Source organism: Acetobacter aceti, assembly GCF_002005445.1.
Taxonomy (GTDB): Bacteria; Pseudomonadota; Alphaproteobacteria; order Acetobacterales; family Acetobacteraceae; genus Acetobacter; species Acetobacter aceti_B.
Genome location: NZ_CP014692.1, coordinates 3,036,627 through 3,059,805 on the forward strand (window position 1 = coordinate 3,036,627; position 23,179 = coordinate 3,059,805).

Below are 23,179 nucleotides of genomic sequence, written 5' to 3' on the forward strand. Positions count from 1 at the left end.
TAAAGATGAGGAGGATACTAGTTTTTTATTAGATCTATATCATTATTATCCTCTGCTTCTGTGGAAAGAAGATAATTTTCAATGGCTTTGATCCCATCTGCACCTATGTCGTTTGCTAATGTATTGAGCATATGTTTATTTTTAGGAAACGGTACTGGTACGTTGTTTATGTATCTAATTGAACACCATTGTTGAACTATATTCATGTAGGTATCATTTCTAGATCCTTCTGCCCCACAAATTAGAATAAGATCAAGCATTTCACTTGGAATAATCTCTTTATAAATAAGCTCCTTCCCAGAATCGCAGATCAATTTAATCTGGTTATCTTGCATTTTCAGATTGCCCTACGCTGACTAGCAAAAAATGTTACAGACTGGGATACAACACTTTCAGCCGTAAATTTACCAGCATTCGAAAATGCCAATGTGAGACCACTATATTCAAACTTGGAAGTGCTTCCATTACTCTCCTGAATATAACAATATAAAACGCCTGATGAAATTGTATTGGAATTCCAGAAAGCAAGCTCATCTGTATTAAATAAATCGTCCAGGGCAGAATTTCCTCTATCGATCGTAAATGATCCCCGCCAACCTGCTGGCGTATTAAACTCAACAGGAGGCTTGTTAAGAGGAGAAACTTTTTGAGCTCGAATTTCTTGATGAACACTAAAATCAGTGACATCCTGAATATCGATTCTGTTTCCATTCCATATTAGAATGATAGAGCCTTGTCGGCCAAGTGTATATGAAGTAGCCATTAGTTGCTTGAGACCGTGACACCGGCCCCTCCAGTAATATTTACAATAAACTTTTTATTAATACCAAAATAGGTTATACTTATATCCGCTTGTAGAAATCCTAAAGAAGTCCTGGATTGCGGATTGTTTGCTGTTGAACATATGACAGAGTAGGGGGTGGTGCCTGAGCCGGTACCTATCACGCCCTGCTGTTCCAGATCCGAAAGAAAGCCGGTTAATGTAGCTTCAACATCAGTGAACAGACTAGGTGAAATAGGTTGCCCGATATAGATCCCCATTCCTCCGGCAAGAGTTTCACTAATAAAATTTGTGACTCTAGTATATTCGTCTCCGTTGTTTTGTGAATTGCTGGATATATTAATCCCAGCTCTCACCGTCCAGTAGCTTCCTCCTGGAGCTGGATTGCAAATAACATCAATCCCATTCGTAAAAAGAGATGTTAATTCAGCTGAGGAATACGTTAAATTCTGTCCTGAACTGACAAGACCTGATTTTTGACTGCCTATAACCCCGTATATCTGCTTGTTAAGGCTTGGCAGTTGCGGAGACAGCGCACCTAAACGACCTGCCACGAAACCAGTGGGAGGGACAAGTCTGGTGAGAGAGTTCTCGCTATCGTACCAATACAGCCAATCACCCAGCATGGCCTTCAGGCTATAGCTATCTACTCCAACAGCACTGCGTTTTGCAGAAGCTGCTTCAATAGTCTCACTGGGCGCTCCGGAGGTAATCATATAAATACCTTCTGACACACCAAATTCAGCCTGAGCAGACCATGTTGTATCATCGGTAACTCCGGCGAGAACGCCCAAGCTACATTTTTGACCTCTTAGTGAATACATGCCCGTACGAGTTACACCATCTGAGCCCAAAAGTAAGCTGGCTGTTACCCCACTATTACCATCTGTGCCGCCTGCTAATTGCGTTGTACTCATGGAAGCGGGAGAAACATCAACGGCAGTGCCTAATGTTGCATTGATTATTTCGCTCGGCCCACGAATAGATGACTGACCATTATTTATTGCTGAAACAAAATTCTCCCAAAATGTAACATTTGTTGGTTGTTCAAGAATATTGTCAAAAATTTCTGGTAAATAATTTGGCATATTTATTGTTATTTTCCAGCTTTTGGGTGCCGACCCAGCGGAAATATTGAAAGTGATGTTGTTGGAACTTGATCCAGTATATTTTGAATTTATTAAAACTGGATAAGTTGCGTTGTCATTTTGCGACAAGATTTCTGCAGATGCAGCCGTATCTGTGCCATCGGTAACTCTTACGCCGACGAAATTAGATGCTCCTTGTAAAATGGCTGTGGAAGCGATAGTTGCCATATCAAATGTACTATCCTGCATTGAACCAAAATAGGTGCTTCGTTCAGCTGACGTTCCAAAAACTAAAGGTGTGTTTTTTGGACCCCACGAAGCAGTGCCAACGATCCCGATAATGTCGGTTTGAGCACCGGACAACGAGGTTGTGCCACTTGTTTGAATTTGAATATAAAGATCTGGAACAGCAAGTGAACTGGTGTTCAATGTTCCCGATTGACTTATAACAGCCATTATTTTTTCCTATATTTTTATTTTACTATAAATTTGAAGAATCTTCATAATCTATAATACCAATTCTTGAAGTTTTATTTATATCTATGCTTGGCCACAACATGGGCGGATAGGATGCCATTGATATAATAGAAAACTCTATCGTCCATAAAAGATCAACACGATATAAATTAGCATTTAGATTATTATCATATATCTTCCTATCTTTAAAAAATATTGCTCCACGATCAAATGTTGGATTAGATAATAAATCTGATGATAATAATGAAATTGTCACAGCGTTTTCGACATTATCTCTTTCAATAATTGATGGAGAAAATATGGAAGTACAAAAAGTTTCTTCTAATCGACTTAACTCTTGATACATAGTTATATTTTTTCCACAAAATCCAGTTATCCTTAAATCCGACGATGATAGAGTGGATGCCGAAATTTCTATACTATCAGAATATGTTTTTTTAATTATATTATATATATTTTCTGAAACAGTTTCGGAGCTTTGTGCGGATGTAACTATAACTGGATATGAAACTTCACCTATCACAACTCCAGCCAGTCCATTTTGCAAAGCTGACCCAATAAACTCAACTTTATAGAGAGAATCTATGACGTTATTTACAGATAATCCAAAAGAACTATTTGAATCAATAGGTTTCCATTGTCTTCCGTAACGTGTTTTGTTTTTTGTCTGGTCTGGTTGTTGATTTACAGTTATCCAGGAAATGCCAGCTTCAGACATTAAATCCTCTGATAGTTCTACTTCCTGTGGCCATCCACGGCAAATTTTTACATCTTGATTGATAATTGATTTGAGAATACCTAGAGAATTTTGCGGATAAATATAATCATATATTGCCTGTGCAATCTGTTGTTCAATACCCGAAACTGTGGCCATTATGCTTGATCGACTTTTGCAATTAGGCGTAATCCAAAATCAGTTTCTTCCACAGTTAAAATATGATAGCAATTCTGATTAGTATCTTTGATTCTTAACCCTTGGTATAATGTAATAGTAGGAATTTTAGGCATAAATATTTCCCAAATGCCCAAAGGGAGATCCGTGCCTAAACCTGTAGGTGATCGTCCTGATGCTGACATTTCTAGCATAGATACCCGATAGTCAGACGCTAATTCAATATCATTTTTCCACACAGGCCCGGAAGGAGATCTCAAGCCAATGGTATTATTGTCACTTGAAATGTCCGACTCATAAAATGAAATAGACTTATTTGTTTGCACTATAAGTAAAGGTTTCCAAGGTTCAAATCGAGAGACAAAGTATATGTCTGCCTGTAAATTTTCTATATTGGAATCCGTTTGTGTTTCAAGATAGTCTCCTACTTGAATGTTTGTTGTATTGATAGCGGCAAATAAAAATTTATGCCCCCATAAAAGTGGTGATATTCCAGTAAAGGATGCTGATGGATCAACAAGACATCTCAAAGTTGCGATTTTATCTGTGGATAAAGGCATTGATGAATTTTGTGGGCGCATTTGTATAACGGAAAATCCCACAATATTAGCAGCTTTTCCAAATCCATAAGCTGCTTTTTTTTGTAATTTGTCTATATCCATTAGACTGAAAGTTTTACAGAAAAATTATTGAAACCAGGGCCGGGCTCAATGCCTATAAATTTGACGATCTCAAGTCGCTGTTGTCTGAATAGATTGACTCTATCTGATACTTCATTTTTATTATGAGTCCAGATAGCTGCTTTATCAGTGTCCAGATTATCAGAAGATGAAGCAGGTCCTTGCTCGAGAAGAGCTAGTGTTGCCAACATAGAGCGCATAACACTTATTTCTTCTTGAGAAAAATTTTCCAGTCTATATTCTAAAATTCCGTAATGAGAGAAATATAACCAACTTCCCGAAATATTACTATTTCCATGAGCTGGATACCAGCAATAACGTCGTATATTGACTTTTTCTATTTCACTCAAAACATCTTCTGACATCGATACAAACTTTCAAAAGTTTGACCCAGAACATATCTGGGCCATTCTTATATTTTCAAAGACTTTCGATAACAACACCACGTTTCAAGTAGCTATTGGTCGATGTAGGAATAATAGAAGGATTTACGGTGGCATCGGTTGGAAGGGCAAATCCACCGATCCAATACCAGGACTGAGCAATAATCTGTTTCAGGCGATCCAATGGTTCGCGAGTAATCATCATGATGCCGTCAACATTGTCTACTAGAGCTCGCTCACTGTCTGGAATATCAACCGATCCGTTGTAGTCGCCCTCAATCAAGGCACCCTGACCGCAAACGATCGCTCTATGAATAATTCCGCTGCCAAGAGACGCCTGTAAAGGTGCTTCGGTGGTAGGAATGAAGCGTACACCTAAGAGCTCAACGACAGAGCCGGAACGATAAGTTTCGCTACCATAGGCACCTCGATATAAGTACTTAAAGTCACCATCACGGAAGAGACCAAGCATCTGCTGATCATCGAGATAGCAGTGATAGGCACCATCAATAGTTGGAACATTGTTCATTCGTAAAGCAGCAACTGCTGCGAGAACAGTCTGAATTCCCAATGTATCGCCGGTGATATAGTTATTTGAGCCGTAATTACCTTCTGGCGCTACCAACTGTGCCGTTGTGAGGCGATTATTAGGACGAAGAACAAGAGGCGCAGTTGAGGCTACGACTGGATTGCCCTCAGTGCCGTCACTAACTGATACTGCAGTTGAGAACGTCAGTACGCCAGATGCACCTAAAGGGGTAGTAGAGGTGTTTACAGAATCGTACGTAACGCTAATTAGAGTATATGCATTACTACCAATTGTCACAGTCATTCCTGATGACTGAGCAACAGATACAACTTGCCCTGTTGCATTAAGAACTCTTTCGAAGCCGCGCACATCATCCACAGAAACTTGTGTACTGGAAGCGCTGATGGAAGTTGTGACTCGGGTATTACCACCCATATAACCTCCCACTCCTCCTGCTGGACCAGAAAAAAGAGTGTTGCGTGCAATGCGGTCAAGAGACTGTAACGCCTGAATGCCGTTAGTGTTAGCATTTGCCAGGAACTGATTGCTAATTCCCACTCCTTCACTGACGACATTCAAGTCGATAGTATCGCCATACTGATTAATCGTTAATGTATACTGCTCAACTGACCATGTTGAGGGAGTAAGACCATTATCAAAATTCGTATTTTGTGACGGATTCATAGGGACTGTGACGGGTGCTTTTAGTCCCTTTCTTGTCTTTGTTATGCTTTCACCAATTCTATTCGGAAAAATTTCTCTATCTGCAATGGCGCGGAAAGCAATTCGAGACTGCAAGCCAGCAGAGAACTCACGGGCAAGGTAGCCCTCCTGGATAATGGGCTGAAGTTGAGCTGGAAAATTATCAATAGCCATTAATCTAAACCTTAATTATACCGACGGGAGTAGGAAGGAGCTAATTTTTTTAAAGAACGTTTATATTCTGATTCTGACATGTCTTTAACTGGCGTGTAAGTATTCGATTTTGCTTTGGGAGTGGGTGTAGATCGAGCCGCAATACTTGTTTTTACATTATTGTTATTATCTGAAAAAAGAAATGGCTTTTTTGTCTTCAGATCGGATAGAGCAGAGTCTACTCCAATAATATTTCCATTCTGATCTAACGTAATTCCTGAAGAATCTAAAAGTGGCAGACAATCCAGATCAAGAAGACCAGAGGAGATAGCAAGTGACTTAATTTCAGATTCAATTTTTATTTTAGCAATTGCCTGAGATTGCTGCTCTACCATTGCAGCTGATTCAGATTTTATTTTAATTAATTCCTCTTCAACAGATAGAGCATATGCTTTGGATGCAGCCAGATCAGCCTGAACCTGAGCAAGTTGATTGGAAAATGCGTTAGCTACACTATCAGCTGCTGACCTAGATGTATTGGATACTCCATCTGATGAATTATTTTCTCTGTTTTCAGATGAATTAGGGTTTAGTTCCATTTATTCTCCGCAGCGATATTGATTTCTTATCTTTGAGAAAAATCATTATCGTTCAATATTTTCTTTATTTCTTCAGCAACATGCTGAATATGTGTTGCAGGCTTCATCATCCTGACTGCGGTATCCATCGACACAACCCCGGAAGATTTTGCTGACTGCACCGCATTGGCTATAGTTTGCATGTCTCCAAAGGTAGGTTCAAACCATGCTGGCCAAACCAGAGAGATATTTTTTGTCTGAAGTGATCCGTAGTTATGTCCCGCAATCTCCAAGTCAGGAAATTTTTGAGTAATCAGAGAAATTAATTTAATAACTGATATAAGACCGCAATCACCATAAGATCTTCTTAAACGCCCAACCAACCAGGTTAAACCCAGACACATAAGTTCCATCGCTCTTCCTGATTGTGCAGCACTGACTCGGTCTCCATGGGCGCGATTCCCGTGCATTGCCTCTAACGACAGAGAGCGTAAGGCTTGCCACATATTAAGTGCCGCCGCCGCTCCGGTACCGTTAATTTCGAGAAGTTTCGCATCACTGCCCTGAGGTAGGGCAATAGCATGAGAGGCATCTTTCGTTAACGAAGCATTCAGGCCATTCGAGAGCTGATATTCATCAACGGAAAGGACCATGGTTGGATCTGATGAATAACGTAACCCTCTGACTGTTTGGGACAGCAAGTAGTCGGCATCAATCATCGCATCAATTCCAGCGTTAAAAGTGCATTTTCCATCCGGAGCATTAGGATCCGCGGCAGGCAGATTTTTGATCCACACGATAGGAACGACACCTAATCCATGTTGATTACTACGAGCTTCATCTCTAACCAGCGCTAGATTTTTTTCTTTACTGAACTCTACAGGAATTGGGTCATACCAGACCGTTTCCGACTCAGTGAAATCTCTGGTGAACCAATAGTTACCATCTGGAAAATCACCAAAACCGGCTTTTTTTAATCCATCAGCATCAACTATATACTGCTCCCGCACATGAACCAGTTTTCGTGGATCAAGAAGTGAAAAAGTTGGTTCTAAAAAGCATGTACGTTTTATTTCAATTACAAGCTCATTTTCTATTGCCTGAACAAGAATTGCAACTGAGCCTACAGAGCCCATTACCGCAGCCTGCTCCATGAGGGATGGCAGATTGAGATCAAAGCAAATTTTTCTTATTTTTGCTTCTATATCACAATCCTCGTTTTCATTTTCTTTTTGAATATGAATAGATGGCCAATGAGATGCACTGAAAAGTAGAGAAACGGAATCATCTACTACAATATTACATAGATGAGTTCTAACAGAAGGACGACGTTTATTGATTGGAATATAGGATCCATCACCACTGCATGTCTTGAAAAACGGATAAAATATATGATCGTAAAGACTTCCATCTAAAATCTTCTCTAATGCGAGAAGATTTTTTGTTCTGCTAGAGTATTGGAATGGAAAATTCATGCTTTTTTTTAATTCGTGCCAATCCATTTTTTTTCCTTACCGATCGAGTATCTTGTTAGCGTCAATATCAAAAACATTTTCAGAAAATCTAAAATAAAGATAATAACCACTTGCATCGACAAGGTGATCGTATCCATTTTTTTTATCCGGCTCTGAAGTTCCTGTTATGAAGGCGTATCGTTCGTAACTTTCAATACTTTTTACACACCTGGGAGAAACGAAAGCTCTTCTTTGCTTTGATGAATTCTCGAACATTGAATTCATAAAATTAAGTCTGTCACGTATTCGTGGCGACTGTTTCCTGGTTTTTATGTTTATTCCATAAGATAACAGGATAGATATGTCTGTTTTTCCTGCGGCTGATGTCTTTCTAGCTTGTCCGGCAGGATCTGGATAAACAGTAATGTGTTGTGCTGAGTATTTTTCAATTCCTGAAAAATCCACTTCCTTTTTTCCGTAACGCTTTAAAATCTCTTTCGACATTTCATCAGTATTGGACGTTTGTATAATTATCTCATCTATTTGTACGGTTGTAGAAATCCCATCCTTATCAGTTTCCTCTTGCCAGACAGTGCCTGACATAGGGTTTATGTTGAAATCAACTCCAATATGGACTGGTTTGTTTTCGTCGTATGCAATGTTCTTGACGGAGTGTTGTCTTGAAAATGCATATAGACAGCGACCACAGAATGTCTCAAAAGATGCTTCATATTCTTGTCGATAGGTTCGCTGATCAAGACTTTTCCTGGCAGCTTCTATCTCTTCATGCGAAACGTTTCCTCCTTCAAAGGTTGTGTAGGAGCAGGACCACCATCCTTTTTCATGTGTATTACCACTTTGACCTTTTAAAAATAGATCGTAAAAATGATCCTTTCCCTTGGGAGTACCGATAAAAAGAGCATGACCTTCACATGTCGATAACATTGGACGAATGACTTCTGTCCATGCCTGAGGAGAAGTGTCCGCCCATTCATCGCCTAAAAAAAAAATAAACCACTTCCCCGCAATGAATCGTAATTCTCAAGTCCTACAATACGTACGATATGTCGTTGAGGACCCACTTCCAGAGAAAGTTCTGACTCCCGTGGAGGACGATTAAGCCATTGCTGAGGAATGGTTGCTTTCAGTCTCGGCCAGAATATTTTTTTGGCCTGTTTGTAGGTGGGAGCCGCATACCATATTTCATTATCAGGCGTAATATTTCTTGTGACGGCCATTTTTATAGCCCGACGAATCTCTTCTGCTGCTTCAAATGTTTTTCCGAATCGTCTTCCGCAGGCAGCCACACGAAATCTTGCTGTTTTTCTCCATCCTTCCCGATATATATTCATTTGCGGAGGAGTTAATGATATTCTATCTTTACTCCTCATGGGTATATTTATTTTTCAACACCGTCTCCTTGGGTGGTGGATCTGAAGCTATTTCATTTCTGATTTGAGTCATTTTGTCTTCTGCTGAAATATGTGTGGCATTTGAAAGATCAGCTTTTTCTGCGCGAGCCAGTCGACTTGAATGATCTCTCAGAAGTGTGGTGATTAGGCGGGTATCCGGAATTCTGTCTATGACCGGTTTCCCTCTCTCATCTATAACAATTTTTCCTTTTTCTGTTCGCCTTATTTGTGGAATTCCACCAAAAGCAAGATCATGAACGGCCGCTGTCATTTCATCGTGAAAAAAAGTTCGTGCTATTGTTAGTCGTTGACGTTCATCCGGATTTTTTTTTAAGTAACAATATAAATCACTGAGTGGACGATTGGCCAGCTTCATACAGTTGGAGCTGTTTCCTGTTTTAGAAACGCAATCACAGATAGAGATAAAGTCAGCCCTTGTCATTGGCTTTTGTTTTTTTGTCATTTAATTTTCGTTTAAATTGTATGTTTTTCTTTTATTGTTCGATCTTAGCTCTATGGCCTCCCAGGAGATTGGATTGCCTGGCGATAACGGTTCCCATCCCGCTTCTTTTCGTCGTTCACTGGCCTTCTGCATTGAACCAGAAGAAAGTGCTATCTTTATCGATAGTCGATGTATGTAACTACGACTCGCTCCTGTTATTTTTGCTATATTTCTTATTGATAAACCTTTTTTCTGATACTCTAATATTTTTCCGTAAACTTCTTTACTGTATTTTTCGTCGAATTTTTTTGCCATTTATTCTTCGTTTATATTACATAATTAACATTAATATTTAACTGCTGCACCAAGTGAATCTGTCCAGGCAGAGCCATTCCACCAGACGGGTATGCCTTTCAGAGCTGAACTGGAAGAGCTGGAATAGCAATTTGAGCAGTAACGTTGATCACCAGTTGTTAAATTTGCTGTAGGTAGTGCACTATAAATATTATTGGGTGCATTTATTGATCCATTGGATTTCAGGGCAGCATCAATAATGAATGAACTTCCTGTTGGCCCGTTTGCGCCCAGCACATGAATGTTGCCATCCGTGTTGCCATAAATATAACCGGCAAGAACATTGGTTGCATTCATTAACAGAAGAGATTTTCCACTATTAATGATGAGATTATCATCGGCTTCCGGTGTACCCTGCCTGTTGACGGAGAAGCCACAACCTGCATACCCACATAGGGTAATTCCATTGGGATAATTGGCGGAATTGAATTCAAGATGTTCCTGTACAGTCCCATCCATGGAAAGCTGATGAACATCGTTGTGGCCATCAACCTGTATACCCATGCTTGTGGTAATATCGTTATAATCATTTTGATTGCTGGTATCATCTGAATTGCGTGTGTTCCAGATCGATAGTCGCATATTGTGTGAATACGCAGGCCACGCGCTATCCGCATCCCAGCCAGGTCGATTGGATTGCGCGAAATCGGCAACGACTTTCTGAGAGCCCTTTGTATATGCAGGCCCACCATATCCGGCTGAAGCGAAAGAATGAGAGGCGACGTTCATGGAATACCATTCGCCCGACAGAATCAGCGTGTTTGCGTTGCCACCAGCCAGATTCATGTCATAACTGTCTGCGCTTGGAGATGCGCCACCGCTATAAGCTACAGTTATTCCACGTATGTATGCACTCTCTCCCGAAGTGTCGTCGTTCCAGAGATCATATTCAATACCTTCACAACTGCGCAGTTGATTATTGATTTTTCCCGTTGGGTCATTAATGTCTCCCGGTGTTGCGTGGGGTGTTGGGCCAGGAAGATAACAGATGACATTGTTATCAAATGCCTTGGTATAGACACCGAACATGATCGCAGGGTCACCAAAATCCGACCACACGGTGTCAATAGCCGGTGTGGTGCCGTCCAGTGTGGTTGTCCCCGGGGTTTCAGTGGTGATATTTGTGCTGGGGAAGTTTTGCGTCTGATTGAAAATGCGCCATCCATCCGTCGCGATGCTCACGACCAAGCCCGAGGCATTTGTGGTATAGCCCGACATTTCACCAACGAAAGTTGCGTTCTTGTAAGTCGCAGGATTAACGCCAATCTCGTTGGTAATCATACGCGCATGTGCGTGTGATTTAATCCAGTCCGACCATACCTGAGGGAGGGGATTGGCAAAAGATGCACCACTTGCGGAAAATGTTGGAATATGAGTCAGACCGTCAGGAGCTGTTACGGCAGTACCAGTTGTCGTGAAAACTGGTGATGTTGGGCCAGCAAATGTATAGCGGGCGACAGCATCATAATTGTCATACTGCGCAGCGCCGCTGGCGTAACTTGGGCCAACGCCGGCAATTGATCCCCGCATATTTTCGGACTGCATGAAGACGCCTTCGACAATCCCCATGTTTCCGCTTGAATACGGTATATTGTGAATGAAGAGAGGGACGCCATCGAACTCCTGTGATCCGCCCAGCCGCAGATGAGTGGGGGGCATGTAGTCATCCACGTAACTGTTGCCCGATGAGTCGTAACCCATGATCCATCGATGATTGAATGCGATTTTGGGGTTGCCGTACTGGGTTGCTGTGCCTGAATTTGTGGACCAGGTGAGCGGATCATTCCATCCAACTGTAGAATAATCGCTCGCAGTAGATTCAGTTGTTGCAACTGGTGAGGTGACGTTTCCACTTGAATCGAGTACTGCCAGACCGCCAGCCACTCCCATCAGGGAGGATTGGATCGCACCGACCGCAAGGGAATACGCCGAACTTGCCGTTGACGTGGTGGATGCAAGCGAATTCGTATTTTTTTGTGTGCTTGTGGCGAGCTGTGCAAGTGTTTTTCCGGTACCGGTGACAACAGCGCCGCCATTGATCTGTGTGACCTGAAGCGTGCTGTCGGCGTAGGCAGCCGATGTCGCCGTTACCAGCAGGAAGATAAGCCAGGGCAGGGTTGAGCAATGATGCGTGCGGAAATGCCAGCATCGCGAAACATCGAAAATCTTCGAATGGGGAAATGTCATTTTATCTCGATTGGTGAAAGCATAGGGCAATGAAGAGATCTTGAGCGTGTGAAAATGCAGCAGGCTCGAATGACGCAGATATTAACGTGTCTCTACTTGCCGCGCTTTACCGGGACACATCGCCCTTCCCCGGTTTTCTGCTCTTCGGGCTTTTCTCCACCGGCCAAAGCGGGTATCCGCGCCCTGAGCAAACAGTTCCGCCCCGCAACCCGAGGGGCACGAGACGCGGACGAGGTCACATGAGCGACGATGTTGATACACTCCGGCAGGACTGCCTCGCGGCCCTTGCGGAAGCCACAGACCAGCGTGCCTGGGACGCCATCCGTGTCTCGTTTCTCGGAAAGTCGGGCCGACTGACCGGCCTGCTCAAGCAACTCGGGCGTATGGACGCCGAAGAACGCAAGGTGCGTGGCGCCCAGCTTAATCGTCTCCGTGATGAACTGACCCGCGCCATCGAGGACCGTGGGCGCGAGATCGAGACTGCTGCACTCGACGCACGCCTCGCCGCCGAACGGGTTGATATCTCCGTGCCGGTCGTCGAAGCCGCACGCGGCGGGCTCCACCCCGTCAGTCAGGCCGTCGAGGAGATCACCGCCATCTTCGGCGCGATGGGCTTCACCGTCGCCGAGGGTCCGGACATTGAAACCGACTGGCACAACTTCTCCGCGCTCAATACGCCGGAACACCACGCCGCCCGTACCGACCACGACACGTTCTACCTGCCGCCCGAAGGCGATGACCGGAACCGCGTTCTGCGCACCCAGACCTCCGGCGTGCAGATCCGCACAATGCTCGGCCAGAAGCCGCCGATCCGTATCATTGCGCCGGGCCGCACCTACCGAGCCGACCACGACGCCACCCACTCACCGATGTTCCATCAGTGCGAAGGGCTGGTCATCGATCAGGGCATCACCCTCGGCCACCTGAAAGGCACGCTGATCGAGTTCCTGCGCGTCTTTTTCGGCAAGCCCGATCTGCCCGTGCGGTTCCGCGCCTCCTATTTTCCCTTCACCGAGCCTTCAATGGAGGTCGATATCGGCTGGTCCCGCAAGACCGGCGAAATCGGAGGCGGAGAGGACTGGCTGGAAGTCCTCGGCTCCGGCATGGTCCACCCGCGCGTGCTGGCCAATTGCGGTCTGAACCCCGAGGAATGGCAGGGCTTCGCCTTCGGTATGGGCATTGAACGCCTCTCCATGCTCAAGAACGGTATCCCCGACCTTCGCTCTTTCTATGAAAGCGATGTCCGCTGGCTTACCCACTACGGGACCGATCCGCTCGCGCCCGCCCTGCTGCACGAGGGAATCTGATCCATGAAGTTCACGCTCTCCTGGCTTCACGACCATCTGGAAACCTCCGCCACGCTGGAGGAAATCTGCGCCGCCCTGAACCGCATCGGCCTTGAGGTCGAAGGCGTCGAGCAGCGCGGTGCGGCCGTCGCGCCATTCCTCACGGCCCGCATCCTCTCCGCTGTCCAGCATCCGAACGCCGACCGCCTGCGCGTCTGCCGCGTCGATGCCGGTCCGGGCTTCAACGATGTGCAGGTCGTCTGCGGCGCACCGAACGCCCGTGAAGGCATTTCCGTCATCTTCGCGCCGCCGGGCACTTACATTCCGGGTCTCGACATCACCATCAAGGCGGGCAAGATCCGTGGCGAGGCCAGCGGCGGCATGCTCTGCTCGCTGCGTGAACTCGGGCTTGGCGCTGAATCCGACGGCATCGCCGAACTGCCGGAAGACACGTTTCCCGGCCAGTCCTACGCCGACTTCGCAGGCCTCGAAGACACCGTCATCGAGATCGCCATCACCCCGAACCGCGGTGACGCGCTGGCCGTGTATGGCATCGCCCGCGACCTCGCGGCCACCGGTCTCGGCAAGCTGAAGCCGTTCCTCGCCGATACGGTCGATGGCACTTTCCCGTCACCGATCAAATGGGACGACACCTACACGGAAGCCTGCCCGTGGGTGCTCGGACGCACCATCAAGGGTGTGAAAAACGGTCCCAGCCCGCAATGGCTGCGGGACAGGCTGGAAGCCATTGGCCTGCGTTCGATTTCCACACTGGTCGATATCACCAACCTGTTCACCATCGACCTCGGCCGTCCGCTGCATGTTTTCGACGCCGCCCGTATCAAGGGCGACACGCTGACCGTCTGCCGTGGCGGCAACGAGACGATCCGCGCGCTCGACGGCAAGGATTATATCGTCACATCCGAGGACTGCGTGATCGCGGATGGTGCAGGTGTCCAGTCCATCGCCGGCATCATGGGCGGCGAAGCGACCGAGGTCACGGACGCCACCACTGACGTGTTTATCGAGTGCGCCCTGTTCGACCCGATCCGCATTGCGCTGACAGGCCGTCGCCTCGGCATCAATTCCGACGCCCGCTACCGTTTCGAGCGTGGTGTTGATCAGGCCATGCCCGTCATGGCGCTTGAAGCCGCGACCCGCCTGATCATGGAACTGTGCGGCGGTGAGGCAAGTGAAGTCGTCTCCGCTGGCGCCCGGCCGCACTGGCAGCGTAAGGCAAAACTACGCTTCAAGCGTGTCGCTTCCTTCGGCGGCCTCGATGTGCCTGCCGATGAATGCATGACCATCCTTGGCCATCTCGGCTTCGAGACAACGACCCGCGATGAGCACAGTGTCACCGTTGCGGTTCCTTCATGGCGCAACGATGTGGCCCAGCCGGTCGTGCTCGACCCGTCCTCCGATATTCCGGCCGATCGCTGCATGGAACTGGAAAACGCGGTCTCCCGTATCGAGCCGGAGTGTGACCTGATCGAGGAGATCCTTCGCATCAAAGGGCTGGATCAGGTCCAGCCCGTGCCGCTGCCGACGCGTTCCGTCGTGCCCGGCACGGCGCTCACACCGGGGCGCACACGTCTGGCCCGCGCCCGTCGCGTCATGACGGCGCGCGGCCTGATGGAGACAGTCGGTTTCTCTTTCATCGCTTATGATGAGGCCCACAAGTTCGGGGATGCTCCGGAAAGCCTGCGTCTGCTGAACCCCATCGCCGCCGACCTCGACCAGATGCGCCCGACGCCCGTGCCGAACCTGCTCGCCGCCGCCCGTCGCAATGCAGTCCGGGGCTGGCCCGATCTGGGACTGTGCGAGATCGGTGCGGCTTTCAGCGCCGAAGGACAGACGACGATCGCCGCCGGTCTCCGGGCTGGCCGCACATCGCGGCAACCGGGTGTGACAGCGGTCCCCATGACCTTCGCCGCTTCCAAAGCTGATGCGCTCGACGTGCTGACCTCGCTCGGCGTGCCGTCTGACGCCCTGACCGCCACGCCTGACGCGCCCTGCTACTACCATCCGGGCCGTTCTGGCGTGCTCCGGCAGGGACCGAAGAACGTGCTGGCCCATTTCGGCGAACTGCATCCCTCCATATTGCAGGAAGCCGGGTTCGACTCACCGGTCGTGGTGTTCGAAGTGTTCCTCGACCGTATCCCCGAGCCGAAGCGTCGCAAGAAGTCTGCTCCCGACCTGTCGCCGTTCCAGCCGGTAAGACGTGATTTCGCTTTCCTCGCTGCTCACGATGTACCGGTGGAGACGATCCTTCGTGCTGCCAGAGGAGCCGAGCGCAACCTGATCACCGACGTATCGCTTTTCGATATCTATGCGGGCGACAAGCTGCCGGAAGGTCAGAAATCGGTTGGTATCGAGGTTGTCATCCAGCCTAAGGAGGCCAGCCTGACGGATGCACAGCTTGAAGCTTTGTCCGAGAAGGTCATCGCAGCGGTCGCCAAGGCCACCGGCGCCTCCCTGCGGTCGTGAGGGAGAAACTCCACATGACGTGGAACCGCCGTGATGATATGAGCGCAGCATGACCTGCGATCAGCTCCCCTCTCCGGCTCTCCTGCCGCCGGGCTTCATCGACCTCCTCGCGGCGGATGCCCAGACAGAGGCCAACGGCACTCAGGCTCTTCTGTCCGTGTTTGCAAGTCATGGATATGAACGGGTCGCACCGCCGTTGCTGGAGTTTGAAGACACGCTGCTCGGCGGAGCAGGAGCCGCACTGGCGGAGCAGGCTTTTCGCCTGATGGACCCCGATACCCGTCGGATGATGGCATTGCGTCCGGACATTACACCGCAGATCGCGCGTATCGCGGCGACCCGTCTGCATGATGCGCCGCGTCCCCTACGCCTTTCCTATGCAGGGCAGGCTGTGCTGATCGGCAACGGCACGGCAGGACAGAATGAACGCCAGATCGGACAGGCGGGCATTGAACTGATCGGTCCCGACAGCGCGCAGGCGGATGCTGAAGTGATCGCGATCGCCGCCGAGGCTCTGGCCCGTGTCGGCATCTCCGATCTGTCCTTCGATCTCACCATGCCGCTTCTGGCGCCGTCACTGATTGAGCAGGCTGGTCTGTCCGCTGCGACGACAACAGCCCTGATGCACGCCCTTGATCGCAAGGACGCCGCCGCCGTCGCCGAACATGGCGGCCCGATCGCGGATGTGCTGATCCGGCTGCTTCATGCTGCTGGTGAAGCCGATCAGGCGCTCGCCGCCCTGCGGGACGTCAACCTGCCTGAAAAGACACGCGCCTTCAGTGAGCGTCTGATGGAATCCACCGCCGCCATCCGCGCCCGCGTGCCGGGCTGTCAGGTGACAGTGGACCCGGTCGAGTTCCGTGGATGGAAGTATCACACGGGTGTCTGTGTATCGGTTTACGCGCTGGGCTCGTCCGAAGAACTCGGGCGGGGGGGGCGTTATCTGTGCAATGACAACGAACCTGCCTGTGGCCTGACCCTGCGGCCCAACGCCGTTTTTCGTGTCGCGCCGCGCAGGGCGCCGCCGCAGCGCGTCTATCTCCCTTTCGGTGCGGACGAGACCGTCGGTCGCATTCTCCGTGACAAGGGGCATGTGACCGTTGCAGGTCTCGCTCCAGCCATACAGGAAGAGGAAGAGGCCCGCCGTCTCGCCTGTTCTTTTGTCAGCCGCGATGGCACGCTCGTACCTGTCGGCTGATTACCTGATTTCCATCGGGGCGCTTCCGCTGGAAATAGCCCCCTGCGTTCATCTTCATTTATCATCGGAGTAGCTGCGTCATGTCGAATGTCACCGTGATCGGGGCCCAGTGGGGCGACGAGGGCAAAGGCAAGATCGTCGACTGGCTGGCCAGCCGCGCCGATGTCGTCGTTCGTTTTCAGGGCGGTCACAACGCCGGACACACGCTGGTCGTCGGGGAGCAGGTCTACAAGCTTTCCCTGCTGCCATCCGGTCTCGTGCGCGGCAAGCTTGGCATCATCGGCAATGGTGTTGTCGTTGATCCGCAGGCGCTGCTGGCGGAAATCGCTCGTGTTGTGGCCCAGGGCCTGCCAGTGTCTCCTGACACCCTGAAAATCGCCGAAAATGTTCCGCTGATCCTGCCTGTGCATGGCGCTCTCGATCGGGCCCGTGAGGCCGCGCGCGGCGATCGCAAGATCGGCACGACCGGACGGGGCATCGGTCCTGCGTATGAAGACAAGGTCGCCCGCCGCGCCATCCGTCTGTGTGATCTCGCCGAGCCGGAGACGCTCGACTGGAAGCTCGACGAACTTCTGCTGCACCATAATACCCTGCTTGCCGGCCACGGCGCCGAGACCTTCGAGAAAGCTGATCTGCTGGCGTTCCTGAACGACATTGCGCCGAAAGTTCTGCCTTACATGGCCCCCGTCGCGGATCTGCTGGAAGCCGAGCGCAAGGGCGGCAGCAAGATCCTGTTCGAAGGCGCTCAGGCGGTCATGCTGGATGTGGATCACGGCACATACCCCTTCGTGACCAGTTCCAACACCGTCGCTTCCAACGCAGGCACCGGTTCAGGCATGGGACCAGCCGCAGCGGGTTTCGTACTCGGCATCGCCAAGGCGTACACCACGCGCGTCGGTGAGGGACCGTTCCCGAGCGAACTGTTTGACGAGACAGGCCGTGTCCTCGGTGAGCGCGGGCACGAGTTCGGAACAGTCACGGGCCGTCCACGCCGTTGTGGCTGGTTTGATGCCGTGCTGGTGCGCCACGCCGTGCAGGTGGCCGGCGTCAATGGTCTGGCGCTGACCAAGCTCGACGTGCTCGATGGTCTTGATGAAATCCGGGTCTGCGTCGGTTATGATCTTGATGGAGAAACGATCAGACGTTTCCCTGCGGGGCCGGCCGCCCAGAGCCGTGTCAAACCGGTCTATGAGACGCTTGAGGGGTGGAAGGAATCCACCAGGGGCGCTCGTAGCTGGGCGGAACTGCCGGCGCAGGCCATCAAGTATGTCCGTCGGATTGAAGAGCTGGTCGAAGCACCCGTGACGCTGCTTTCAACCAGCCCGGAACGTGACGACACCATCCTCGTGCGTGACCCGTTCGATTCCTGAACGAATCACGTTCTTTTATAACAGTCCGTTAAGGGCTGCCCGTTACCCTTTGCGTATTCTGGAATGCGTAAAGGGTGAGCATGGCCGAGACAGACGAATTCGGGCAACCTGAGGCAGGGAATGGCCAAGGTCTGACGATTGAAGGTCGATATGTCATCGACCTCGACCACAAGCTTGCCGATTTCGTCAATTGTCCTGCCTACCACGTCAAGGATACGGTCTCTCCGACAGCGGAAATCGTTGCGCTGGCCCCTCCGGCGTTATTGCCTCCGCAGGCCAGCGCGGCAGTTATCGCCAAAATACGCGCGCCCAATCTGCTCCCTGTCCGATCGTTCAGTGATGCAGCCGGTTCTCTGTGGATCCTGTGCGATGCACCTCCCGGCACGGCGCTGATCGATGGTGGCAACTGGACAGAGACCTCCGTGATCGAGCGTGTCATCGTTCCGATCGCAGGTATTCTTCACGCCTATAACGAGGCAGGCGTCACCCACCGGGCGATCCGGCCAGATAATGTATTCGATTCGGGTGGAAGGACCGCGGTATGCCTTGGTCCCGCGATCACTGCCCCTCCGGCCTATTTCCAGCCGGACCGCTTTGAACCCCTGACATCCGCCATATGCGAGCCCGCTGCGCGCGGGGGCGGTACGATCGCCGACGATGTCTTCGCTCTTGGTGCGCTCGCGGTCTGGTTGCTGGGGGGCTGCGTGCCTTATCGGGACGATGTTCCCGGTAGCCGATTGGAAGAGCGGTTCCAGAAAGGCAGCTTTGCCGTTCTGGCGGGACATCTGTCTCTTTCCCAGGATGTGGCTTCTCTGCTTGCGACCATGCTGTCAGACGACCCGGTCGCGAGACCCTCGCCAAGAGATCTTCTGAATGCAGCGGATCACAAGGGCTATGTTGTTCGCCGGACACCTGTCGCCACGGCTCCAATCGTACTTGGAGCTGTCAGGGTCAGAACGGCGCGGGCGTTGGCATGGTATGCCGCACGGTACAGAAAGGAATTCGCGAGCCTTCTGGTCAGGGGCGTGATCGAGCGATGGATGTCCTATGAACTTGGGATGACACAGGCCGCAGGGAGGCTGGCTCTTCTGGCGAAGGACGCCACTCTGGCTGAAGACGGGACGCTCGCATCTTCAGCAACCCTGATGGAAATCATCTCCATTATTGATCCGGCCATGCCTCTGTGCTGGACCGGCATATGGTTCTGGCCGGATGCTATCGGTCAGTTGCTGACGGTCTCCCTGGCGGGGAAAAGCGCGGCTTCCATTGATCCCTCAACGGCTGTTTTCGAACTGATCCGTAGCAGCCGGCTGGACAAGTTCGCACTTGTCACGACGATTCCCATGCAAACCGCAGCCTGTGCCGTCGTTCAGAAGGCCGCCAGGCAGGTTGCGGTTGAAACCCTGTCAGACATTGACAGGCTGCCCTACGCCCTCAACCCCTATCTCCCCTGCCTGTCGCCCCGCTGTCAGAATGATAGGCTGATTGCAACATGGGCGCTTCTGCAGTGGCTTAACACCGCACAGGACATGGAAGCCTCCGGTGCGACTGCGTTGCTGGACCGGCACATGGCTATATTCATGGCCGTTGCCGCCCTCAGAAGCCGCCTGGTGGAGACATACAGTGATCTGGCTATATCGAAAAACAGCTGGTCGCTTGATCTGGCGCTGCTTGCGAGGGTGCAGCATCTTTATATGACGGGACCTCTGAAAGGGGTTGGCCGCAAGCTGCTGCCGCATCTGACGCCCGAACTGAAGCGCTGGCGCAGTCGGAGCACCCGGACTGCGCGGGGAGAGCAACTTGCTCTTGCCGCCAGCGAGGGTGATCTCGGCCTCATGCAGAAAATTCTGGCAGATCCACTGGTTGCGCGGAAGGATCAGGCGGCATATGCCGCTGCCCGGCAACAGGAGAGCAAGTTGCAGGCGGAGCGTGACCATCTCGATCATACAGATACCGATGTGCCGTCGTCCATGAGGAACGAGATGATCCGTCTGGCTACCGCTGTTGGCGTTGTCTGCGCCATAGGATCTCTTTGTGCGGAGATTGTGCTGTGACGGCCGCTGCCGCCAAAGCCCAGCGTGGCTCCATGTCGAAATGGATGAGTGGTCTGGCCTGTGGGGCCGCTCTGGCATGGCTTCCGGGATATTCCATACTGATTGGTGTCCTGCTGATCCCCATGATGGCGGTCTACATGCTGGACAGCAATCGGGGAGAGGTCATGGCCAGAATGATGATGCCGTATGCTTTTGCGGCTCTCGTGCATCCGTTTCACATGCTCTGGGATGTGGATGGCTCTATGGAAGCCGCGATTACGCTGCTGATGAATCCCATGACCAGTGTCGTAGGATGGTGTGCGGCGGGAGGAGGCTGGTTCGTATTTGAACTGTCCATTATGGGTGTCAAATTCACCCGGCAGCTACAGGTTCGTCAACGTAAAATCGCCATTACAAAAGAGCTGACAGCGATTGCAGAAGAATGGGATGAACAGGCAGAAGATAACCAGAAGGCTGATATTCCATGATATAAAATTTAATAAATTGGATATTTCAGCTATAATTTTGTATAATATATATTATAAACATTTCATATTGATATTATACTAAAATAAATCAACTTAAATATAGCGCCACTCCCTTCTGACGTCTTTATTCGACCAGATAGCCGTTCCCCGCCATTGAATCTCTATCAAGTTGTCGATTCTTTTTTGACGTAACATCGTCCAATACGATCAGCATAGAATTTCATCGCAAGGTTCTGAACAATCAGAAACCATGCTTCCTCACCGATGTCAGCCTGTCAATCTGGAGACTATTGCCATTCACTCAGCCATCAAGCATGAAAGCGCCAATCTTTCCTTTTGAAGGTAATGAGAAAGGAAAACCGGCTGGTCAAAAAAGGGTATGAATGTGAAAAGGATACGAGGTCTCGAAGGCATTCGGGGACTGCTTGCCCTGGCTGTAGCGTATCAACATACATTCGGCATCATGATAGGGTGGCAGTCCGGACGCTCTCTGATCACCAATGCCCCTTTTGCTGTTGATGTTTTCTTTGCCTTATCCGCATTTGTTCTCATCAAATCCTATGATGAGAAATTTTCTCGCATCAATATCAAGGAAGCCATCAACTTTTTCTGGGCGCGATTCCTGCGGCTCTACCCACTTCATTTCTTCATGCTATCGATAGTGGTGGGTATTTTCTACGGAATGGTCAATGGCATTCCCTCCTACTTCAGCAATAATATAAAGCGTGATCTTATCAGTAATTATCTGATGACGCAGTCTCTTGTCACCTCTCAGTCGTTTTCTATCAATCTGCCTTCATGGTCTATATCTCTGGAGTTTTATCTTGGCTCCCTGACAGTGCTTCTGGCTGTCTTCTGTCGACCCCTATTCTACGCTGTATTTGTATTTTTTCTTTTCATTGCAGAACGTCATGGCTTCCGGGTCGCAGGCAATAATGATCCGGTGTTTCACGGTGTGAGCGCAGGAATGCTGAGGCTTGTGCTCAGTATGGGTATCATGGTTCTTGTAATGGACATCGTAAAACGCTTGCCAGTCAAGGAGAGTGTTGCAGAAACACTCTGTGCTGCAGGCGTCTTCGCCATTGCTGTATCAACCATCTGCCTGCCACCACCTTTCCATCCGGTGCCCATCTATCTGGTTTCAGTGCTGTTCGCTGCTATTGCTATAGCATTGATGGACAAGGCCGATTTTACCGACAAAGTATTGGGTAATCCGATATTCTTCACGCTGGGCAAGCTGTCCTATAGCATTTACCTTGTTCATTTTCCTGTCAGCATGTTTCTGGTATACCTGCTCCATATTGATCTGTCTTATGATGCCGGCAACTGGATCGTGCATTTCTCGATTTTGATGACGCTTCTGGTGTCGTGTCTGACATACGAATTTGTAGAAAAACCCTTTATTCTCATAGGACGCAAAGTCCGCCTCTTTGGACGGACCACATCTTCATAATGCCTGTTGAGGCATGACACTGCTCCCGCGCAGACGAAACTGACGTCTCGGTCATTTTCTGGTTTAAGACGCTTCTGGTGTCGTGTCTGACATACGAATTTGTAGAAAAACCCTTTATTCTCATAGGACGCAAAGTCCGCCTCTTTGGACGGACCACATCTTCATAATGCCTGTTGAGGCATGACACTGCTCCCGCGCAGACGAAACCGACGTCTCGGTCATTTTCTGGTTTAAAGGGATGAGAGGTCACAGCCTCAAGGATGATAGGGTCTTATATAAGATTACTGCATAACAGGATACCCACGAAAATGAAGCCGGAGGCAGCGCGGAGCCTCCGCAGCGTCCTCCCGACGACAGTAAAGGTGCTGAAGATCAGACCACGACTTTCCACCAGACAAGAACGCGTCGTCATTTTTGTCGTTCTGAGAACAGAAGCTTTCCTGTCGATCAAGATGCTACTCGCGTGTGCGGGACCGCAGGTCGCTACACCAGGCCTGTAAGCAGCTTGCGACTGCTGCTCTGGGTGTCTGGATCGTCTCCACAATCCTCTGCCTTCGCTGACGACATGGCCTGATCCTGTTCTTTCAAGCATCCACCATAGCTTCCCGTGATTTCATTTGAACGGGATCTGTTTTAGACAGAGGACAGGGCAGCCAGTGGTTTCTGCCTGCAATCAGAGTCCGAGAACCATGACTTTTACAGCTTCCTTTCGCGTTCTGACGATGGCATTGACGGTATGCCTGCTCACGGCC

Annotated in this window: 21 protein-coding genes; 7 read left to right on the forward strand and 14 right to left on the reverse strand. The window is 49.7% G+C overall.

What is annotated here, in order from left to right; translation table 11 throughout:
- Nucleotides 1–17: 17 nt before the first annotated feature.
- From A0U92_RS13840 to A0U92_RS13880, 14 genes are read right to left on the reverse strand one after another with little or no spacing between them, the layout of a single operon-like run.
- Nucleotides 18–335: a hypothetical protein gene (locus tag A0U92_RS13840; protein ID WP_077813705.1), complete on the reverse strand. Its 318-nt coding sequence runs from the start codon at nucleotides 333–335 to the stop codon at nucleotides 18–20.
- A 2-nt stretch (nucleotides 336–337) separates the two neighbouring features.
- Nucleotides 338–763, reverse strand: coding sequence for a hypothetical protein (locus tag A0U92_RS13845; protein WP_149026479.1), 426 nt, complete (start codon nucleotides 761–763; stop codon nucleotides 338–340).
- Nucleotides 763–2,325: a hypothetical protein gene (locus tag A0U92_RS13850; protein WP_077813707.1), complete on the reverse strand. Its 1,563-nt coding sequence runs from the start codon at nucleotides 2,323–2,325 to the stop codon at nucleotides 763–765. The genes A0U92_RS13845 and A0U92_RS13850 overlap by 1 nt, the downstream gene beginning before the upstream one ends.
- Nucleotides 2,326–2,350: 25 nt before the next feature.
- Entirely contained in the window at nucleotides 2,351–3,220 is an 870-nt protein-coding gene (locus tag A0U92_RS17445) for a hypothetical protein (protein ID WP_149026480.1), read from the reverse strand.
- Entirely contained in the window at nucleotides 3,220–3,900 is a 681-nt protein-coding gene (locus tag A0U92_RS17450) for a hypothetical protein (RefSeq protein ID WP_149026481.1), read from the reverse strand. Before A0U92_RS17450 ends, A0U92_RS17445 begins: the two co-directional genes overlap by 1 nt.
- Nucleotides 3,900–4,283, reverse strand: a complete 384-nt coding sequence (locus tag A0U92_RS13855) for a hypothetical protein (protein ID WP_077813708.1) — start codon at nucleotides 4,281–4,283, stop codon at nucleotides 3,900–3,902. Before A0U92_RS13855 ends, A0U92_RS17450 begins: the two co-directional genes overlap by 1 nt.
- 55 nt (nucleotides 4,284–4,338) lie before the next feature.
- On the reverse strand, nucleotides 4,339–5,706 hold the full coding sequence (locus A0U92_RS13860) for a DUF4043 domain-containing protein (RefSeq protein WP_077813709.1): 1,368 nt from the start codon (nucleotides 5,704–5,706) through the stop codon (nucleotides 4,339–4,341).
- 11 nt (nucleotides 5,707–5,717) lie between these two features.
- Complete coding sequence (locus tag A0U92_RS17455) at nucleotides 5,718–6,284, reverse strand: phage scaffolding protein (protein WP_149026482.1); 567 nt, start codon at nucleotides 6,282–6,284, stop codon at nucleotides 5,718–5,720.
- A gap of 26 nt (nucleotides 6,285–6,310) precedes the next feature.
- On the reverse strand, nucleotides 6,311–7,765 hold the full coding sequence (locus A0U92_RS13865; protein WP_236748154.1) for a phage portal protein: 1,455 nt from the start codon (nucleotides 7,763–7,765) through the stop codon (nucleotides 6,311–6,313).
- 9 nt (nucleotides 7,766–7,774) lie between these two features.
- Nucleotides 7,775–8,662 (reverse strand): hypothetical protein, encoded by an 888-nt coding sequence (locus A0U92_RS17460; protein WP_149026483.1) that lies wholly within the window; start codon nucleotides 8,660–8,662, stop codon nucleotides 7,775–7,777.
- Between the two features lie 53 nt (nucleotides 8,663–8,715).
- Complete coding sequence (locus tag A0U92_RS13875) at nucleotides 8,716–9,108, reverse strand: Terminase-like domain protein (protein ID WP_077813711.1); 393 nt, start codon at nucleotides 9,106–9,108, stop codon at nucleotides 8,716–8,718.
- A complete protein-coding gene (locus tag A0U92_RS17465) occupies nucleotides 9,098–9,592 on the reverse strand; it encodes a hypothetical protein (RefSeq protein WP_149026484.1) in 495 nt (164 codons plus the stop codon). The genes A0U92_RS13875 and A0U92_RS17465 overlap by 11 nt, the downstream gene beginning before the upstream one ends.
- On the reverse strand, nucleotides 9,593–9,886 hold the full coding sequence (locus A0U92_RS17470; RefSeq protein ID WP_149026485.1) for a hypothetical protein: 294 nt from the start codon (nucleotides 9,884–9,886) through the stop codon (nucleotides 9,593–9,595).
- A 30-nt stretch (nucleotides 9,887–9,916) separates the two neighbouring features.
- Nucleotides 9,917–12,142 carry a hypothetical protein gene (locus tag A0U92_RS13880; RefSeq protein ID WP_236748155.1) on the reverse strand — a complete coding sequence of 742 codons (2,226 nt, stop codon included), beginning with the start codon at nucleotides 12,140–12,142 and terminating at the stop codon, nucleotides 9,917–9,919.
- 209 nt (nucleotides 12,143–12,351) lie between these two features.
- On the opposite strand from A0U92_RS13880, the gene pheS reads away from it, so the two are divergent.
- From pheS to A0U92_RS13915, 7 genes are all read left to right on the forward strand, one after another.
- Nucleotides 12,352–13,419 (forward strand): phenylalanine--tRNA ligase subunit alpha, encoded by a 1,068-nt coding sequence (gene pheS / locus A0U92_RS13885; protein WP_077813712.1) that lies wholly within the window; start codon nucleotides 12,352–12,354, stop codon nucleotides 13,417–13,419.
- A 3-nt stretch (nucleotides 13,420–13,422) separates the two neighbouring features.
- Nucleotides 13,423–15,885: a phenylalanine--tRNA ligase subunit beta gene (gene pheT, locus A0U92_RS13890; protein ID WP_077813713.1), complete on the forward strand. Its 2,463-nt coding sequence runs from the start codon at nucleotides 13,423–13,425 to the stop codon at nucleotides 15,883–15,885.
- Nucleotides 15,886–15,934: 49 nt separating this feature from the next.
- Nucleotides 15,935–17,083, forward strand: a complete 1,149-nt coding sequence (locus A0U92_RS13895) for an ATP phosphoribosyltransferase regulatory subunit (RefSeq protein ID WP_077813714.1) — start codon at nucleotides 15,935–15,937, stop codon at nucleotides 17,081–17,083.
- An 80-nt stretch (nucleotides 17,084–17,163) separates the two neighbouring features.
- Nucleotides 17,164–18,453, forward strand: coding sequence for an adenylosuccinate synthase (locus tag A0U92_RS13900; protein WP_077813715.1), 1,290 nt, complete (start codon nucleotides 17,164–17,166; stop codon nucleotides 18,451–18,453).
- A 74-nt stretch (nucleotides 18,454–18,527) separates the two neighbouring features.
- On the forward strand, nucleotides 18,528–20,507 hold the full coding sequence (locus A0U92_RS13905) for a serine/threonine-protein kinase (RefSeq protein WP_222927826.1): 1,980 nt from the start codon (nucleotides 18,528–18,530) through the stop codon (nucleotides 20,505–20,507).
- The gene (locus A0U92_RS13910; protein ID WP_077813717.1) at nucleotides 20,504–20,974 is read left to right on the forward strand and encodes a hypothetical protein; all 471 of its coding nucleotides are present in this window, start codon (nucleotides 20,504–20,506) and stop codon (nucleotides 20,972–20,974) included. The genes A0U92_RS13905 and A0U92_RS13910 overlap by 4 nt, the downstream gene beginning before the upstream one ends.
- A 385-nt stretch (nucleotides 20,975–21,359) precedes the next feature.
- Nucleotides 21,360–22,427: an acyltransferase family protein gene (locus tag A0U92_RS13915; RefSeq protein ID WP_187668774.1), complete on the forward strand. Its 1,068-nt coding sequence runs from the start codon at nucleotides 21,360–21,362 to the stop codon at nucleotides 22,425–22,427.
- The last annotated feature ends 752 nt before the right edge of the window (nucleotides 22,428–23,179 follow it).